This is a genomic window from Shewanella glacialipiscicola (assembly GCF_023283485.1).
GTDB classification, from domain to species: Bacteria; Pseudomonadota; Gammaproteobacteria; order Enterobacterales; family Shewanellaceae; genus Shewanella; species Shewanella glacialipiscicola.
On sequence record NZ_JAKILU010000003.1, the window covers coordinates 214,755 to 231,837 of the forward strand.

Annotated in this window: 16 protein-coding genes; 8 read left to right on the forward strand and 8 right to left on the reverse strand. The window is 44.0% G+C overall.

Annotation, left to right across the window (positions count from 1 at the left end; all coding sequences use genetic code 11):
• The first annotated feature begins 73 nt into the window (after window positions 1–73).
• The 5 genes from clpP to L2717_RS03985 all read left to right on the forward strand — a co-directional run bounded on the left by clpP (window position 74) and on the right by L2717_RS03985 (window position 7,162).
• Entirely contained in the window at window positions 74–682 is a 609-nt protein-coding gene (gene clpP, locus L2717_RS03965) for an ATP-dependent Clp endopeptidase proteolytic subunit ClpP (protein ID WP_006081124.1), read from the forward strand.
• An 85-nt stretch (window positions 683–767) separates the two neighbouring features.
• Window positions 768–2,048, forward strand: a complete 1,281-nt coding sequence (gene clpX, locus L2717_RS03970; RefSeq protein ID WP_220772604.1) for an ATP-dependent protease ATP-binding subunit ClpX — start codon at window positions 768–770, stop codon at window positions 2,046–2,048.
• 132 nt (window positions 2,049–2,180) lie between these two features.
• Window positions 2,181–4,538, forward strand: coding sequence for an endopeptidase La (lon, locus tag L2717_RS03975; RefSeq protein ID WP_220772603.1), 2,358 nt, complete (start codon window positions 2,181–2,183; stop codon window positions 4,536–4,538).
• A 260-nt stretch (window positions 4,539–4,798) separates the two neighbouring features.
• Window positions 4,799–5,071 carry a nucleoid-associated protein HU-beta gene (gene hupB, locus L2717_RS03980; protein ID WP_006081127.1) on the forward strand — a complete coding sequence of 91 codons (273 nt, stop codon included), beginning with the start codon at window positions 4,799–4,801 and terminating at the stop codon, window positions 5,069–5,071.
• A 225-nt stretch (window positions 5,072–5,296) separates the two neighbouring features.
• A complete protein-coding gene (locus L2717_RS03985) occupies window positions 5,297–7,162 on the forward strand; it encodes a SurA N-terminal domain-containing protein (RefSeq protein WP_220772602.1) in 1,866 nt (621 codons plus the stop codon).
• Window positions 7,163–7,337: 175 nt separating this feature from the next.
• On the opposite strand, the gene L2717_RS03990 is transcribed toward L2717_RS03985, so the two are convergent.
• The 8 genes from L2717_RS03990 to pspF all read right to left on the reverse strand — a co-directional run bounded on the left by L2717_RS03990 (window position 7,338) and on the right by pspF (window position 15,585).
• A complete protein-coding gene (locus tag L2717_RS03990; RefSeq protein WP_006085368.1) occupies window positions 7,338–7,550 on the reverse strand; it encodes a TOBE domain-containing protein in 213 nt (70 codons plus the stop codon).
• A gap of 256 nt (window positions 7,551–7,806) precedes the next feature.
• Window positions 7,807–9,009 carry an enoyl-ACP reductase FabV gene (gene fabV, locus L2717_RS03995; protein ID WP_076498197.1) on the reverse strand — a complete coding sequence of 401 codons (1,203 nt, stop codon included), beginning with the start codon at window positions 9,007–9,009 and terminating at the stop codon, window positions 7,807–7,809.
• A gap of 104 nt (window positions 9,010–9,113) precedes the next feature.
• The gene (locus L2717_RS04000) at window positions 9,114–9,899 is read right to left on the reverse strand and encodes a peptide ABC transporter ATP-binding protein (RefSeq protein ID WP_220772601.1); all 786 of its coding nucleotides are present in this window, start codon (window positions 9,897–9,899) and stop codon (window positions 9,114–9,116) included.
• Complete coding sequence (locus L2717_RS04005) at window positions 9,880–10,887, reverse strand: peptide ABC transporter ATP-binding protein (RefSeq protein WP_220772600.1); 1,008 nt, start codon at window positions 10,885–10,887, stop codon at window positions 9,880–9,882. Before L2717_RS04005 ends, L2717_RS04000 begins: the two co-directional genes overlap by 20 nt.
• 3 nt (window positions 10,888–10,890) lie before the next feature.
• On the reverse strand, window positions 10,891–11,781 hold the full coding sequence (locus tag L2717_RS04010; protein ID WP_220772599.1) for an ABC transporter permease subunit: 891 nt from the start codon (window positions 11,779–11,781) through the stop codon (window positions 10,891–10,893).
• A complete protein-coding gene (locus L2717_RS04015; protein WP_220772598.1) occupies window positions 11,768–12,799 on the reverse strand; it encodes an ABC transporter permease in 1,032 nt (343 codons plus the stop codon). Before L2717_RS04015 ends, L2717_RS04010 begins: the two co-directional genes overlap by 14 nt.
• Window positions 12,799–14,424: an ABC transporter substrate-binding protein gene (locus L2717_RS04020; RefSeq protein ID WP_220772597.1), complete on the reverse strand. Its 1,626-nt coding sequence runs from the start codon at window positions 14,422–14,424 to the stop codon at window positions 12,799–12,801. The genes L2717_RS04015 and L2717_RS04020 overlap by 1 nt, the downstream gene beginning before the upstream one ends.
• Window positions 14,425–14,493: 69 nt before the next feature.
• Window positions 14,494–15,585 (reverse strand): phage shock protein operon transcriptional activator, encoded by a 1,092-nt coding sequence (gene pspF, locus L2717_RS04025; protein ID WP_220772596.1) that lies wholly within the window; start codon window positions 15,583–15,585, stop codon window positions 14,494–14,496.
• A gap of 178 nt (window positions 15,586–15,763) precedes the next feature.
• On the opposite strand from pspF, the gene pspA reads away from it, so the two are divergent.
• The 3 genes from pspA to pspC are packed head-to-tail and all read left to right on the forward strand — an operon-like array spanning window position 15,764 to window position 17,077.
• Window positions 15,764–16,447, forward strand: coding sequence for a phage shock protein PspA (gene pspA, locus L2717_RS04030; RefSeq protein ID WP_220772595.1), 684 nt, complete (start codon window positions 15,764–15,766; stop codon window positions 16,445–16,447).
• 17 nt (window positions 16,448–16,464) lie between these two features.
• Complete coding sequence (gene pspB / locus L2717_RS04035) at window positions 16,465–16,704, forward strand: envelope stress response membrane protein PspB (protein WP_220772594.1); 240 nt, start codon at window positions 16,465–16,467, stop codon at window positions 16,702–16,704.
• The gene (gene pspC / locus L2717_RS04040) at window positions 16,691–17,077 is read left to right on the forward strand and encodes an envelope stress response membrane protein PspC (protein ID WP_220772593.1); all 387 of its coding nucleotides are present in this window, start codon (window positions 16,691–16,693) and stop codon (window positions 17,075–17,077) included. Before pspB ends, pspC begins: the two co-directional genes overlap by 14 nt.
• Window positions 17,078–17,083 lie beyond the last annotated feature (6 nt).

Here is a 17,083-nt window from a genome sequence, read left to right on the forward strand (position 1 = left end):
TTAGCTGTTCGCCATTTATAATGGCTCGTATGAGGCTCCTCATGCGAGCCATTTTTATTTAGGGAAGTGAATAATGCATAATGCGTCAGACATACAAAGTGCTTTAGTGCCTATGGTGATCGAACAGACCGCTAAGGGTGAACGCTCATACGATATTTATTCTCGTTTGTTGAAAGAGCGGATTATCTTTTTGGTTGGTCAAGTTGAAGAACACATGGCAAACCTTATCGTGGCGCAATTATTGTTCTTAGAATCAGAAAGCCCAGATAAGGATATTTTCTTATATATAAACTCTCCTGGTGGCTCAGTAACGGCAGGTATGGCTATTTATGATACTATGCAGTTTATCAAGCCAAATGTGAGTACTGTTTGTATCGGCCAAGCCGCAAGCATGGGTGCTTTCTTGTTAGCCGGTGGTGAGAAGGGCAAACGTCACTGTTTACCTAATTCTCGCGTGATGATCCATCAACCACTGGGCGGTTTTCAAGGGCAAGCTTCTGACATTGCTATTCATGCCAAAGAAATCCTAGGCATTAAGAATAAACTTAACCAGATGCTAGCCGAACATACTGGCCAACCACTTGAAGTGGTTGAGCGCGACACAGATCGTGATAATTTTATGAGCGCCACTCAAGCCGTTGAATACGGGTTAGTTGACTCGGTGATGACTAAACGCGGCTGATTTTTGCTTTTGACTGAGCTATGCTCTGTAAAAGTTAAGCAAATTTAAGACAGGCAGTACAGCAGACTGCAAAATGAGGTAATTAATGGGCGACAACAAAAATAATGGTGACAGTGGTAAACTGCTGTACTGCTCTTTTTGCGGAAAGAGCCAGCATGAAGTCAGAAAACTCATTGCTGGCCCATCAGTGTATGTATGCGACGAATGTGTTGAGTTATGTAATGACATTATTCGTGAAGAGATTAAAGAGATCTCTCCTAAGCGCGATAGTGATAAATTGCCGACACCGCATGAGTTACGTGCGCATTTGGATGATTATGTTATTGGCCAAGACAGAGCAAAAAAAGTGCTCGCTGTGGCAGTTTATAATCACTATAAGCGTTTAAAAAATGCCTCACCTAAAGACGGCATTGAGCTCGGTAAAAGTAACATTTTGCTGATCGGTCCAACCGGTAGTGGTAAAACGCTATTGGCCGAAACATTGGCTCGCTCACTTAATGTGCCTTTCACTATGGCGGATGCAACTACATTGACCGAAGCGGGATATGTGGGTGAAGACGTTGAAAACATCATTCAAAAGTTGCTGCAAAAGTGCGACTACGATGTTGAGAAGGCACAGCGCGGTATCGTTTATATTGATGAAATTGATAAAATCAGTCGTAAGTCTGACAATCCATCAATTACCCGTGACGTATCGGGTGAAGGCGTGCAGCAAGCACTGCTTAAGCTGATTGAAGGTACTGTTGCCGCGGTTCCACCACAAGGTGGCCGTAAGCATCCACAACAAGAGTTCTTACAGGTTGATACTTCTAAGATCCTGTTTATCTGTGGTGGTGCATTTGCGGGGCTTGAAAAGGTCATCGAACAACGTGCACACGTTGGCTCGGGTATCGGTTTTGGTGCTCAAGTGAAAGGCGAGAAGGAGAAGGCATCTATCTCTGAAACCCTCGCTCAAGTTGAGCCGGGCGACTTAGTCAAATATGGCCTGATCCCAGAGTTTATTGGCCGTTTGCCAGTGGTCGCAACGTTAACTGAGTTAGATGAAGAAGCCTTAGTACAAATTTTATCTCAACCTAAAAACGCGCTCACTAAGCAATACAGTGCGTTATTTGAGATGGAAGGTGTAGAACTTGAGTTCCGCGAAGATGCACTCAAAGCGATTGCACATAAAGCGATGTCACGTAAGACAGGCGCCCGCGGTTTACGCTCAATCGTTGAAAGTATTCTACTGGATACTATGTACGATATTCCTTCAGTTGATGGTGTAGTGAAGGCCGTTGTCGATGAATCAGTCGTGAAAGGTGAATCTGCACCTATCTTGATTTATGAGTCCAATGAGACCCAAACTGCCTCTGGCGAACAATAATTGTACTGATCGTTAATAAACTGAAAAACAAGGAGTCCAATGGGCTCCTTTTTTCGTATTAGCCATTGAAACTCAATAAAGCGTCCCAATATACTCCAGTATTAATCCATTTCACCAAAACGGAATCGAGCTATGACCCAAGAGCGTGAAGCGCATATCGAACTCCCCGTGCTGCCACTGCGAGATGTGGTGGTCTATCCCCATATGGTAATTCCGTTATTTGTCGGACGAGAAAAATCTATTCGATGTCTCGAAACGGCAATGGCACAGGATAAACAAATTATTTTAGTGGCGCAGCGTGATGCTGAACTCGATGAACCATCTAAAGATGACATCTTCGAAGTCGGTACCGTCGCCTCTATTTTACAGTTACTCAAGCTGCCAGATGGCACTGTGAAAGTGCTGGTTGAAGGCGGCCGTCGTGCCCGTATTACCGCTTATACCCAAGAAACAGAGTTCTTTGTAGCTAAGGCTGAGTATCTGGAATCAGAGCCGCTGGAAGACAAAGAAGAAGAAGTGTTAGTGCGCAGTGCTATTGGTCAGTTTGAAGGTTATATCAAGCTGAACAAAAAGATCCCGCCAGAAGTCTTGACCTCTTTATCGGGAATCGATGAAGCGGCGCGTCTGGCAGATACTATGGCTGCTCACATGCCGCTTAAGCTTGAAGATAAGCAATCTGTGCTTGAGATGGTCAACGTCGGTGAACGTCTAGAATATTTAATGGCGATGATGGAATCGGAAATCGACCTATTACAGGTTGAGAAACGTATCCGTACTCGCGTTAAAAAACAGATGGAAAAGAGCCAGCGTGAGTATTATCTCAACGAACAGATGAAAGCCATCCAGAAAGAACTGGGTGATTTAGACGAAGGCCATGACGAATTTGACGTCTTAAATCGTAAGATTGAAGACGCCAATATGCCAAGCGATGCGAAAGAAAAAGCCCTCGCCGAGCTGAACAAGTTACGTATGATGTCGCCTATGTCTGCTGAGGCTACTGTTGTGCGCAGCTATGTCGATTGGATGACAGCAGTGCCTTGGAGCCAACGCTCTAAAATCAAGCGCGATTTAGCAAAAGCTAAAGACGTACTCGACGCGGATCATTTTGGTCTTGAAAAAGTTAAAGAACGTATTTTGGAATATTTGGCCGTGCAAAGCCGAGTTCGTCAGCTTAAAGGGCCTATTCTGTGTTTAGTTGGACCACCAGGTGTGGGTAAAACTTCGCTGGGGCAATCTATCGCTAAGGCAACGGGTCGTAAATATGTGCGTGTTGCCTTAGGCGGCGTGCGTGATGAAGCGGAAATCCGTGGTCATCGCCGTACTTATATCGGTTCTATGCCGGGTAAAGTCATTCAGAAAATGGCTAAAGTGGGCGTTAAAAACCCATTATTCCTGCTCGATGAAATCGATAAAATGAGCTCAGACATGCGTGGCGACCCAGCATCGGCACTATTGGAAGTGTTAGATCCTGAGCAAAACTCAACGTTTAACGATCATTATCTTGAAGTTGATTATGACTTATCTGATGTAATGTTCGTGGCAACGTCGAACTCGATGGATATTCCAGGGCCGCTACTTGACCGTATGGAAGTGATCCGTTTATCGGGTTACACCGAAGATGAAAAGCTGAATATCGCCAAACAACATTTGTTGAATAAGCAAATTGAGCGTAATGGCTTAAAAGCGAGTGAAATTTATGTGGATGATAGTGCGATAGTCGGCATCATCCGTTATTACACCCGTGAAGCTGGCGTACGTTCACTTGAACGTGAGTTGTCTAAAATTTGCCGTAAAGTCGTGAAGATGATTTTACTTGATAAGTCAGTTAAGTCTGTGACGGTTAATCAAGATAATCTTAAATCGTTCCTTGGCGTGCAGCGTTTTGATTACGGTAAAGCTGAGTCGAAAAACCAAATCGGTCAAGTGACCGGTTTAGCCTGGACTCAAGTCGGCGGTGATTTGCTGACGATTGAAGCAACATCAGTACCAGGCAAAGGTAAGTTAACTTATACCGGTTCTCTTGGTGATGTGATGCAAGAGTCAATTCAAGCGGCAATGACAGTCGTTCGTGCCCGTGCGGAACAATTAGGTATTAATGCTGACTTCTACGAGAAGCGTGATATCCACGTGCACGTACCAGAAGGTGCCACGCCAAAAGATGGCCCATCGGCCGGTGCGGCCATGTGTACCGCTTTAGTATCAAGCTTAACGGGTAACCCAGTACGTGCCGATGTAGCCATGACAGGTGAAATAACCCTACGTGGTGAAGTGTTACCTATTGGTGGTTTAAAAGAGAAGCTGCTGGCCGCTCACCGTGGCGGTATAAAGTTAGTATTGATTCCAAAGGAAAATGAGCGTGATTTGGAAGAAATTCCAGCCAATGTGATCGCTGATTTAGAAATTCGTCCCGTGCGTTGGGTCGATGAAGTACTGAAACTGGCATTAGAAAGACCCGTTGAAGGCTTCGAAGTGGTTAAAAACTTGGCATAACGCAAGAAATTGCGTTATCACGCTAAAAAAAATGAAAAAAGGGCTTAACAAAGCGCAGACCTGTGGTAGCCTAGGTCTGTGGAGAGCCAGCTGCTCCAAGCCCTTGGCGCAACTGGCTTTGAGCTGTATCCAGTTTTAATTCTTTGGTTTTCGAACTCAGCTTGAACTTTGAATTCAAGCTTGTTATAAAAGCCTCCGCAGACCGCTCTAGACATGGATTTGGTTGCGGCGCAAAAAAAAATTACATTCAAGGGGATGACATGAACAAATCTGAACTAATCGAGAAAATCGCATCTGGTGCTGACATTTCTAAAGCCGCTGCTGGCCGCGCACTGGATTCTTTTATCGCTGCTGTGACTGAAGGTCTGAAAGAAGGCGATAAAATTTCTCTTGTTGGTTTTGGTACTTTTGAAGTGCGTGAACGCGCTGAGCGTACTGGTCGCAACCCTCAAACGGGTGAAGAGATCAAAATCGCAGCAGCTAAAATTCCAGCATTCAAAGCCGGTAAAGCACTGAAAGACGCTGTTAACTAATCATTAATATCGTAGCCTTTGTAAGGCGTTCGTAATTACAAGCACTGTTTATCAGTGCTTTTTACGAATTGAAAGTAATGGAATATGAAGCTTAGTTTCTACCATTACTCGGGGTTTTAGAGATTACCTGTGGTAGCGTCTGAATCATCCCCATAAATTACAGAAAGGCGCATCTCGAACTGATGCGCCTTTTTATTTTGTTAATCGCAACAAGCGAGAAATCTGATGTTAGAAAAGATCCGCGACGGTTCGCAAGGCGTGATTGCTAAAAGCATTCTCGTACTTGTGATTTTATCTTTTGCATTCGCAGGTGTCAGTAGCTACTTAGGCTCAACCACTGATGAACCCGCAGCAGAAGTTAATGGTGACATGATCACTAAAGCAGAATTAGAACAAGCCTACCAGAGCGAGCGCTCTCGTATGGAGCAACAACTCGGTGAAATGTTTGCCGCATTATCGGCAGACGAAAGATACCTAGAAAGTATTAAACAAAGCGTATTAGAGCGCTTAGTTGCTGATAAATTAATTGACCAAGCGGCTAAAACTATGGGTCTGCGCGTTTCTGACGAACAGATTATTAATGCAGTTAAAACTGAACCGGCATTCCAAACGGATGGCAGATTTGATAATGATCGTTATCAAGCTATTTTGCGCCAGTTAGGTTATCAGCCTCAAGCTTTCAGAGATATGATGCGTGTCGATATGACCCGTCGTCAGTTAACTGCAGCGCTTATTGGCACTGAGTTTGTTTTGCCTGGTGAAGCTAAGCAATTGGCAGAACTTCAAGGCCAAACACGTGATGTGCGTTATTTGCTTGTCGACTCCGCGCCTTTTTTCGCGACCGCAGTTGTCAGCGATGAACAAGTCAAAAATTATTACGACGCTAACCAAGGGCAGTTTATTAGCCCTGAAATGGTGAGCTTAGAATATGTTGAGTTAAATGCTGCCGATTTCGCTAAAAATAGCCCAGTTTCAGATGATGAAGCGCGAGCTTATTACGAAGAACATAAAGTGCAATACGTGTCTAATGAAAAACGTTTAGCGGCACATATTTTGGTCATGCCAGGCACTGATGAAGCTGCGGCAAAAACCAAAGCAGAAGATATCGTTAAGCAATTAGATAATGGCGCCGATTTTGCTGCATTAGCAAAAACACATTCAGATGATACCTTGAGTGCTGAGCAGGGCGGCAAGCTGGATTGGTTTGAACCTGGCGTAATGGACCCGTCTTTTGATGCTGCATTGTTTGCATTAAATAAAGGTCAACATTCAGCAGTCGTTAAAACTGACTTTGGTTTCCACATTATTAAGTTATTAGATGTGCAAGCCGGTGCAACAGTACCATTTGATGATGTTAAAGCTAAAATAGTCGCTCAGTTGCAAGATAAGCACGCTGTTGATCAGTTTTATAGCTTACAAAGTAAATTAGCCGATACCAGCTATGAAGTACCAGATACGCTATCTGAAACGGCAAAAGCTGTGGGTGTCGATGTTAAGACTACAACTCTGTTTTCTCGCGATAACGTTCCTGCTGCGCTCAACAAGCCTGACTTAGTCAAAGCCGCTTTCTCTGACACGGTTATGCTGAAAGGATTAAACAGTGAAGTGATTGAGCTTGAGCCTAACCATGTTGTGGTTATTCGTATAAAAGAGCATCGTGATTCGGGCACAATGGCGTTAGCTGAAGTAAAAGACAGCATTGTGGAACGTTTAAAGCAAGAACGAGCCAATGATGCTGCGCGTGCTAAAGCACAAGAGTTGATGGCACAAGTGAAGGCCGGAGCAACTGATTTGGCATTCGTGTCTAAAGTTAAGCTCGCTCGTGATGCGCAGGACGTAGACGCTGCAATTGTAGGTAAGGCGTTCCAAATGCCAACACCTAGCTCAACTGCGGTTGTAGACATTGTTGCTTTAGCCAATGGTTATGCCGTCGTTGCACTCGATAAAGTTAACGCAGCAGAAGGCGTAAGCGATGAGCTCGTTAATGCGCTTAAACAACGCTTGAACGCACAATACAGTGAAGCTGACTACCGTGGGCTGATTGATTCGTTAAAGGCTAACGCTAAGGTGCTTTACCCTGTAGCTGAGTAGTCCAAGTATAAGGTGGCGGGGTAAACCTGCCATGCTACTGATAAATGTTAATTAAAAAGGCCAAGTAATTTTACTTGGCCTTTTTTGTTTTTAGTTCTTTTTTTTAAAAAGAGGACGGTTTTATCTATCTATCAATACAATAATAACCCATTACTCAGTACTAATGATTCGGGGGTTAGTCGTCAACGCCTATCATCACGCTACTGGCTTTGATGAGTGCATAGGCAGAATCACCCACTTTAAGGCCAAGACGCTCACAGGAAGCTTTAGTGACTACTGACGTTAATACTACGCCAGGCGCGAGCTCAATTGTGACTTCATTATTAACGGCGCCCATTTCGATTGATTTTATTGTGCCGCTGAGTGTGTTTCTTGCGCTAATTTTCATTATATTTCCTTATAGAGTATTTCAAACTAAGAGTTTTAATATTCAATCAGTTCAGCGTCTCTCTGACGGATGACAGCTCAGTTTATCTAATACAGCATGTGTGAGCTTACCGACTGAAAAGTGCTGGACATGATAAATATTTTTTATAAATTAACAAAGCTAGTATAACCATTTTAATCAGAGCGTTATAAATATAAACGCCACTAAAAAGTGGCGTTTAATGCTTTTGTGAGCGCTAACTAATTATTAGCGTTGATTAAAGCTCAATAACGTCAAACTCAACATAGGGGTTAACATCAGCATCGTAATCAATGCCTTCGATACCAAAGCCAAATAACTTAATGAATTCGGCTTTATATTCACGGTAATCAGTTAGTTCTGATAGGTTTTCAGTCGTGACTTGTGGCCATAAATTACGGCAGTGCTGCTGAATATCTTCCCGCAGTTCCCAGTCATCGAGGCGCAAGCGGTTGTCGCTGTCCGTCTCGGGTTTAGCGCCGTCAGCGCGGAATAGACGCTCAGTAAATAGACGATAGATTTGCTCCATACAACCCTCATGCAGGCCCTCTTGGCGCATCTTTTTGAACACCATAGCAATATACAATGGCATTACTGGGATTGCCGAGCTTGCTTGAGTTACTACGCTTTTAAGCACTGCAACATTGGCACTGCCACCGGTGCGAGACAGTTGCTCATTTAAGGCTTTTGCCGCACGATCGAGATCCATCTTGGCCTTGCCAAGTGCGCCGTGCCAGTAGATAGGCCAAGTGAGCTCAGTACCAATGTAGCTATAGGCAACTGTCTTACAGTTATCGGCTAAAACGCCAGCGTCAGATAAAGCTTTGATCCACAGTTCCCAATCTTCGCCGCCCATTACGGTAACCGTATCTGCAATCTCTTGTTCAGTTGCAGGTTCTACTGTGGCTTCAATAATGCAGTCTTTATTGGTATCAACGGCAGTCGCGGTGTAAGTTTCGCCAATTGGTTTTAAGGCTGAACGAATTAACTCACCAGAATCCGGTAGTTTACGCACAGGCGAAGCCAGTGAGTAAACGACCATATCGATTTCACCAAGATCTTGCTTAATTAGCTCGATAACTTTTTGTTTTGCTTCGTGACTAAATGCATCACCGTTAACACTTTTAGAATATAAACCCTCTGCCTTAGCAAACTTATCAAAGGCTGCAGTGTTGTACCAACCTGCAGTACCCGGTTTAGTTTCAGTCCCCGGTTTTTCAAAGAACACCCCAATGGTGGCAGCATCGCTACCAAATGCTGCTGCAATACGAGAAGACAAGCCATAACCGCTTGATGAACCTACTACTAATACCTTTTTAGGGCCATTAGCTATTTTACCTTTTGCTTTGGTAAATGTGATTTGTTCTTTCACGTTTGCTTCACAACCAACTGGATGTGTAGTGGTACAAATGAATCCACGAATTTTTGGTTTGATAATCATGTTTAAGCTCTTCTATCAAAATAGCCAATAGGATAAATATTTAAGCGGGTAAATGGCACCTATTTTTAGCCAATTCATCCGATTACTTAAGTGGTTGGAGCAGTTTAACGTTTGTGGACAAACACACTTTGCTCTTGAATCAACCTCTGGGTGTATTCATGCTGAGGTGAGCTAAACATCTGTTCTGTCGATGCTTTCTCAACCATAATGCCTTTGTGAAGCACCATTATTTTATCGCTGACATGGCGAATAATATTGAGATTATGGGATACGAATATATAGGATAAACCGAGTTCTTTTTGCAATTTCAGTAGTAAATTTAAAATTTGCGAGCGTACCGAAAGATCCAAAGCGGTTAATGCTTCATCGGCAATAATGATTTTAGGATTTAACATTAAGGCTCGTGCAACTGCAACCCGTTGTTTTTGACCTTCAGAAATCATATGCGGATAAAAGTCTGCATGCTCGGGTAATAAGCCTACTTTTCTCAACGCATCCACCACTTGCGTTTGACGCGAGTGTGATGATAATTGAGTATTGAATTTTAAGGGTTCATCGAGTAGTTGCCCTATTGTTAGCCGCGGATTAAGCGAGGTATTCGGATCTTGGAAAATCATCCTGATTAAGCGACATCTTTGCTTAAGATTACGACTGTCTAATGCTTCCCCCTCAAATAATATTTCACCGCCGCTGCGAGACTCTGCGCCAACTAAAATCCGTGCGAGTGTACTTTTGCCCGAACCCGTTTCACCGACGATAGCTAAGGTTTCACCGCGGTTTAACTCAAAGGAAATCGGGGCTAGCGCATTCTTATACTGACGCGAAAAGCCTTTATAACCAATATCGTACCTTTTATAAAGGTCGTTAACTTTAAGCAGTGGGGTCGTCATTTGGAGTGTCGCCGTGATAAGGGAAATGACAGGCAAAATAGCGGTCTTTTATATGACTCAACTTTGGCTGATGAACGCATTTTTTTTGTGCTTCAGGACAACGCGGTCCTAAACGGCAACCAATAGGTAAATGCTGCAATGCAGGGGCTGAGCCTGGTAATGTAGCCATGATGGCTTTGTGTCCAATGACACCTGAATAGCCGGGCATATTATCCAGCAGTGCTTTGGTGTAAGGATGATAGGGCTGCTTGATGACATCGTCCGTCGGTCCTGATTCCATCACTTGACCACAATAGAGTACCGATAAGTGATCGCACCATTGGGCTAAGGTTTCCAGCTCGTGGCTTATCAATAAAATCGATACGTTTTGTAATTGATTTAATTGCGATAATAGCCTGAAAATTTGTGCTTGAGTACTGAGCTCCATTGAGCTTGTCGGTTCGTCGGCAATTAAAAGGCGAGGTTGGTTAGCCACCGCCATAGCGATCATCACCTTTTGGCACTCACCTTCAGATAGCTGCCATGCATAGCTTGACATGACTTGCCGAGGATTTTTAATCCCGACTTTATGTAACCATTTTTGTGCCGTAAGTCGCGCATGTCTGCGCCGTTTCCAAAAATAAGTATTTGGATTTTTAGGCATCGCCGGCATTAATTGGCGGCCAATGGTTTGAGTGGGATCTAAACTACCCGAGGGGTCTTGAAAAATCATCGCAATATCTGAGCCCATCAGGTTACGACGCTCTTTTGAGCTCATGGCCATCAGGTTACTACCATCCCACATCATACGGTCAGCAGTAATCGTCCAGCTAGGTCCCGGTATTCCTAAGATCGCCCTTGCTAATAAACTACGGCCTGAACCAGACTCACCGACTAGACCATGAATTTCACCGGCATTAAGGGTTAAGCTGACATTTTCAAGTGCCCGCACTCTACCGTGGGGAGTATCGAGTTCAATCGTTAGATTGCGTATGTCGAGTAAAGGCATAAGTTAGTTTCTGATGGGCGCAAGCGCCGACCGTAAGCCATCACCAACCAAGTTAATGGCCAGCACACTGAAGAGAATCGCTAAACCCGGAATGGTCACAGCCCATGGTGCGGTTAATAGATTATCCATGCCTTGTGCCACCATAGCGCCCCATTCAGGACTTGGTGCTTGTGCGCCTAAGTTTAAAAAACCGAGGGCCGCAATATCTAAAATTGCCGCAGAAATAGCCAGCGTAGTCTGAATAATGACCACTTCCCAAACGTTTGGCATGATCACATACCAAAAAATTTGCAGTGAGTTCGCGCCATCTAAACGCGCGGCAGTGACGTATTCTTTTTGTAACTCCTCATGCACTGAATGATGAATTGAGCGAACAAATTGCGGGGTTAACGCGATACCAACAGCCCAAAAAACATTTTCTAACCCTGGTCCCATCACGGCGACGACTAAAATGGCCATTAATAACGATGGGATTGATAGAAGCGCATCGAGTAAATGGGCAAGAATACTGGATTTTAACCCTCGCATCATGCCCGACAGCGACCCGATAATAAATCCCATTGTCAGTGCCGTCATCACAATCAGTAACGCCATACCAAAGGTAAGATGGGCACCGTATAATAATCGACTAAAAATATCGCGCCCAAGATCGTCAGTGCCTAAAAAATGCGTCACTGTACCAGAAGGATCCCAAGAGGGAGGTAATAGTAGGGCTCTAGGATCTTGTGTTTCCGGCGCAAAGGGTGCGATCATTGGGCCAAATAGGGTGAGTAAAAGTAATAACGAAATCGTCCACAGACCGGCTAAGGCAAAAGGATTAGCCGAAAACGTCATCCAAACCCGTTTTGCTGGAGAAGCGATTCGATCTTCTTGAAAGATTTTAACGTGTTGCATAAAGGTCTTTTCTACTCAATGGATTAAAGACTGTGTGCAGTACTTCAATCAAGATACTTAGGAAGATGATCAGTAGGGCAACAGCCAGAATACCACCCTGGATCACAGTATAATCCCGTTGATAAATGCCTGAGACCAGCCAAGAACCTACCCCCGGCCAAGAGAAAATCACTTCAACGACAATAGCATAGCTAGCAAATGAGCCAAGCATTAGGCCTAAATGCTTAAGCACAGGGATGAGTGCATTAGGCAAGGCGTGGCGCAGTATGATGGTGCTAGTGTGCATGCCGCGAGCTTCTGCTGCGCGGATATAGGTTTGATCCATCACATTCATCATGGCTGAGCGGGTGCTACGAACGACAACGGTAAAGGGTAATACTGCTAAGGTCATCGCGGGTAAAATAATATGCAGTAGGGCATCTTTAAACGCTGACATACCATATTCAGATTTCGACAGCAAAGTATCAACCAACATAAAACCAGTGATAGGTTTGATTTCATATAATAGGTTGATTTGACCTGAAATGGGTAACCAACCCAAATCGACCCCAAACCATAGAGAGAGATACAATCCTAACCAAAATACCGGGACTGAGTAGCCGGTTAAGGTGATGGCCATAATAGTATTTTGGGTGAGTTTATGCTGACTTTGGGAGGCCAGCACGCCTAAAGGGACTCCGAGACAAATGGCGATAATGGCCGCCATTGTGGCTAACTCAAAAGAGGCCGGTAAAACAGAACGTAGCTCTTCAGCGACGTGTTGGTGTGACGTTACTGAAATACCTAAATTACCGCTAAGCCGCTGTTGCAGGTAGGCGATAAATTGCCAGCCTGAGTTTTGATTTAACTTATAGTCTTGTTCGATTTGAACCAACTGGCTTGTTGTTGGCGCATGGATCCCCGTTAATGCATAGGTACGTTCAACTGGAAATAAACCTGTGGCATAAAATAATACCCCTATCATCACTAATGAGGTCGCAAGGAACAAATTAAGGCGGCGTAATAGATAGGTAAACATTAATTCGCCTCCGGTTGGACTTGGCTGGTATGCGCAAAGGAGATCCCGCCAAAGGGAGTTAACTGCATATTGCTAATATCATGTCGTTTTAAAACAACGCGTTTAGCATGGGCAAAACTAAGCAGAGGGACTTGGTCGGCTAAAAAGGCCTCTGCCTGTTGGTAAATCACTTTACGTTCGGCTTGGTCCGCAATTTCCCTCGCGCTGTTTAGTAGAGCATCAAACTCAGGGTTACACCAACGTGATCGATTATTGTTCGATTGCATTGCTGAACAGCTCAGTAATGGCGTAAAAAAGTTATCCGGATCGCTGTTATCAGCATTCCAGCCAATGAGTACGGAATCATATTCATCACGACTAAGCCTTTGAGTAAACACGCTCCAATCGTAACTGATAATATTCACTTTTACGCCAATATTGGCGAGATCTGATTGGATTAACTCAGCTGTTTTCATGGTGTTAGGATTATAAGCGCGGGCAACAGGCATAGCCCAAATATCGATAGTGAGGTTTTTTATACCCGCCTCTTGCAATAAATCACGTGCTTTTTGCGGATTATAGTCATCAACTCTTTTATTGTTTTCATAGGCCCAAGAAGCGGGTGGCAGGACGCCTGTCGCTTCAATGGCCGTATTTTGATAAACCGCCCGTAGAATATCTTGTTTATCAACAGCGTAGGCTAGGGCGCGACGCACACGGACATCATCTAAGGGTGGTTTCTGTGTATTAAAAGCCCAAAATGCCACATTAAGCCCGGGTTGAGATTCAATATTTAATTCTTCATGTTGTTTGATAACGGCTAGCTCACTGGCTTTAGGTAGAGCTGATACACTGCAGTCACCGGTAATCAGTTTCGCGAGTCGAGTGGTGCTTTTTGGCGTGATATCAAAGACTAACATATCAACATTCGCAGGCTCTCCCCAAAAGTCAGGGTTGCGTCGATAGCGGATATATTCATTTTTGGCATACTGAACTAAGGTGAAGGGACCCGTGCCAATAGCAAAGTGATCCACGTTTTCTGGCTGGCCTAACGCTAACTGTTGCTGTGCATATTCATCTGACAAAATAATGGCGAAGTCGGTTGCTAGATTGGATAGAAACGACGCATCTTTACGGTTTAAATAAAAAACCACTTCATATCCATTAACTTTCTCAATCCCTTTAACTTGCTTTGCAAAGCCAATACTTTGAAAGAAGGGATAGCCAGTGCGAGAGACAAAATGATAAGGATGCTGAGTATCGATAATGCGATTAAAGGAGAACAACACATCGTCGGCATTAAAAGTTCGACTTGGGGTAAAACGGCTTGAATGCTGGAACTGTACATTTTCTCTGAGAGTGAATCGATAGCTTAAACCATCATCTGACATGGTCCAACTCGTTGCCAAACTAGGGACGAGTGTACCTGACTGGGTATCATAATCGATGAGTCGACTGTAAATCTGATGTGAAGTCGCATCAATTGTGGTGCCAGAGGTCACCAATTGTGGATTAAATGACTCAGGATTCCCTTCGGAGCAATACACCAAACCAGAAGGGAGTTGTTGAGGACTACATGCGACCAACAACCCACTCATGCAGATTACTGCAGTTGTTAGGCACCAGCGTCTAATTTGCATACTCATTTATAAATCATTATTTTATCGACTATGAATGCCCATTTTAGCAGTGCATCTCCCCCGTGGGCAATCTGCTTATGCTTTATCCAGTAAATTGTACTTTTTGAGGATGCCACGTAGTTGGTGATAACTTAATCCGAGCATGTCAGCGGTCTTCTTTTGGTTGTATTGGCTGTTTGATAGTGCCTGCTGAATCAGGTCCATCTCATATTTCTCGGTTTGTTCTTTAAAGTCCAATGGAAAATTAAAGCTATTGGCTGGCGAACCTGAGAGGGTTTGGACTTCAACCTCAGCTATTGGTGTAGCTTGTGGCGTACTTATCACAGTGGTGGGTGTAACTGAGGCTATTTGACGTTCGCGTGTTTTCATTCGCATTTTAGGGCGATAAGGCGAAGCAAAGGGATCGAGGGTGATATGCTCAATAGGACAATTTTCACCGCCATTACGATACACGCTGCGCTCAACGACGTTTTTAAGCTCGCGGATATTACCCGGCCAATCGTAGGTCATTAGCTGCTCGATGGCATTGGGGCTAAAACCGCTGAAAAGTTGTAGTTTCAATTGCCGTGCCATTCCTATAGCGAAGTATTCCGCCAGCGTCATAATATCTTCGGGACGACAACGCAGTGGCGGCAACGTGATGACATCAAACGCGAGTCTATCTAACAAGTCGGCACGAAATTCGCCTGCCTCAGCAAGTGATGGTAAATCTTCGTTGGCGGCGCAGATTAAACGAACATCAGCCTGCACGGTTTTACTGCCGCCTACTCGTTCAAATTCACCATATTCAATCACGCGCAGTAATTTTTCTTGAATAAGTCCTGAGGTGTTGGCGAGTTCGTCAAGGAATAACGTACCGCCATCGGCACGCTCGAAACGGCCTTCGTGTTTACCTTTTGCGCCGGTAAAAGCGCCTGATTCGTGGCCAAATAACTCACTTTCGAGTAAGTTTTCACTTAACGATGAACAGTTTAGCTTGATAAAACTTTGATCCCAGCGCTTGGACAAATAATGTAAGCGCTCAGCAATAAGCTCTTTACCTGTGCCACGTTCACCAATAATCAGCACGGGTTTAGACAGCGGTGCAAGTTGCGACACATGTTCTAATACTTCGAGTAGGGCGTTAGATTGACCGATGAGGTTGTCTTGCTGAAATTTATTATCCACGATATTTTTTAGTCTTTCGCGCTAAAATTTGGTGAAAATGATAATAGGTGGCTTGGAACGTAAAAGGAAGTAAAAAGTTAATATTTTGTTTAGGTAATTGTATTTATTATAAAATTAAGAGTTGGCACGGTTAGTGTATTACCTTATACGAGACCAACATCAATTTGAGGATAGGATTATGGGAATTTTCTCTCGTTTCGCCGATATCATTAACTCTAATATCAGCGCATTGCTGGATAAAGCTGAAGACCCAGAAAAAATGGTTCGACTGATTATCCAAGAAATGGAAGATACACTCGTTGAAGTGCGTTCCACCTCAGCTAAAGTGTTAGCAGAGAAGAAAGAGCTGCAACGCCGTATCAACCGCGTGTTAGAGCAAGTGCAAGATTGGCAAGATAAGGCTGAACTGGCACTGTCGAAAGACCGTGAAGATTTAGCTAAAGCCGCTTTAGTTGAAAAGCAAAAAGCGACAGGTTTAGCTGACACGCTGAATCAAGAGTTAGCCGTTATCGAGGAACATATTGCACGCTTGAAAGATGAAGTGGGCATGTTACAAGAAAAGCTGCTCGATGCTAAAGCGCGCCAAAAGACTATTATTTTGCGTACGCAAACCGCGTCATCACGCTTAGAAGTGAAAAAACAATTAGATTCAAGCAAGATTGACAACGCTATGCTCAAATTTGAGCAATATGAGCGTCGTGTCGAAGGCTTAGAAGCCCAAGTTGAATCCTATGATCTTGGCAGTAAAAAGACTTTAGCCGATGAGTTTGCGGCGCTAGAAGCGGAAGATTCTGTGAATGCAGAACTGGCAGCACTAAAAGCCAAGATAAAAAGTAAAGCGCCAACTAAGTCAAAAGAATAACAATTCAGAGGTGAGTTATGGATATGGACATGCTAATGGCGCCGATTATTATTTTTATGGTGATAGTCGCGCCTATATGGTTAGTTCTTCATTATCGCAGTAAGCGACAAGTGAGCCAGGGACTCACTGAGGAAGAGTTTTCACAACTCAATGATTTGATCTCTAAAGCCGATAAAATGGCAGATCGTATTGAGACCTTAGAGGCGATTCTGGATACAGAGTCGCCTGAATGGAGGGGGAAACATGAGAGGAACTAATGGTCGTACTTTGTACCGCATTCCCCAGTCAGGCAAAATAGCGGGTGTTTGTGCTGGGATTGCTGATTACTTTGCGATTGAAACCTGGCTAGTACGAGTGTTAGCAGTGTCTATCTTCTTACTCGGCGGTTCAGGTGTTGTATTTATCATTTATGTCGCTTTGTGGGTGATTTTAGATATCAAGCCACAAAAACATTACGATAGAGACGACATCGAGCTAAAGAAGAAGCCGTGGCAATCGGGAGAACCCGCAAAGCAAGCGCTGAGCGACGTGAGTCGTCAATTTAGAAGTTTAGAAATCAGACTACAAAATTTAGAACGTCACGTCACCTCTGACAACTTTGATTTAAAAAGACAAATCAACAGTTTATAATCCCTC

Coding starts and splice junctions, on each gene's coding strand:
- L2717_RS04000 (WP_220772601.1), bottom strand. CDS start 9,899: ATGACGACCCCACTGCTTAAAGTTAACGACCTTTATAAAAGGTACGAT.
- pspA (WP_220772595.1), top strand. CDS start 15,764: ATGGGAATTTTCTCTCGTTTCGCCGATATCATTAACTCTAATATCAGC.
- fabV (WP_076498197.1), bottom strand. CDS start 9,009: ATGATTATCAAACCAAAAATTCGTGGATTCATTTGTACCACTACACAT.
- L2717_RS04020 (WP_220772597.1), bottom strand. CDS start 14,424: ATGAGTATGCAAATTAGACGCTGGTGCCTAACAACTGCAGTAATCTGC.
- L2717_RS03985 (WP_220772602.1), top strand. CDS start 5,297: ATGTTAGAAAAGATCCGCGACGGTTCGCAAGGCGTGATTGCTAAAAGC.
- hupB (WP_006081127.1), top strand. CDS start 4,799: ATGAACAAATCTGAACTAATCGAGAAAATCGCATCTGGTGCTGACATT.
- L2717_RS03990 (WP_006085368.1), bottom strand. CDS start 7,550: ATGAAAATTAGCGCAAGAAACACACTCAGCGGCACAATAAAATCAATC.
- L2717_RS04005 (WP_220772600.1), bottom strand. CDS start 10,887: ATGCCTTTACTCGACATACGCAATCTAACGATTGAACTCGATACTCCC.
- L2717_RS04015 (WP_220772598.1), bottom strand. CDS start 12,799: ATGTTTACCTATCTATTACGCCGCCTTAATTTGTTCCTTGCGACCTCA.
- lon (WP_220772603.1), top strand. CDS start 2,181: ATGACCCAAGAGCGTGAAGCGCATATCGAACTCCCCGTGCTGCCACTG.
- clpX (WP_220772604.1), top strand. CDS start 768: ATGGGCGACAACAAAAATAATGGTGACAGTGGTAAACTGCTGTACTGC.
- pspC (WP_220772593.1), top strand. CDS start 16,691: ATGAGAGGAACTAATGGTCGTACTTTGTACCGCATTCCCCAGTCAGGC.
- clpP (WP_006081124.1), top strand. CDS start 74: ATGCATAATGCGTCAGACATACAAAGTGCTTTAGTGCCTATGGTGATC.
- L2717_RS04010 (WP_220772599.1), bottom strand. CDS start 11,781: ATGCAACACGTTAAAATCTTTCAAGAAGATCGAATCGCTTCTCCAGCA.
- pspB (WP_220772594.1), top strand. CDS start 16,465: ATGGATATGGACATGCTAATGGCGCCGATTATTATTTTTATGGTGATA.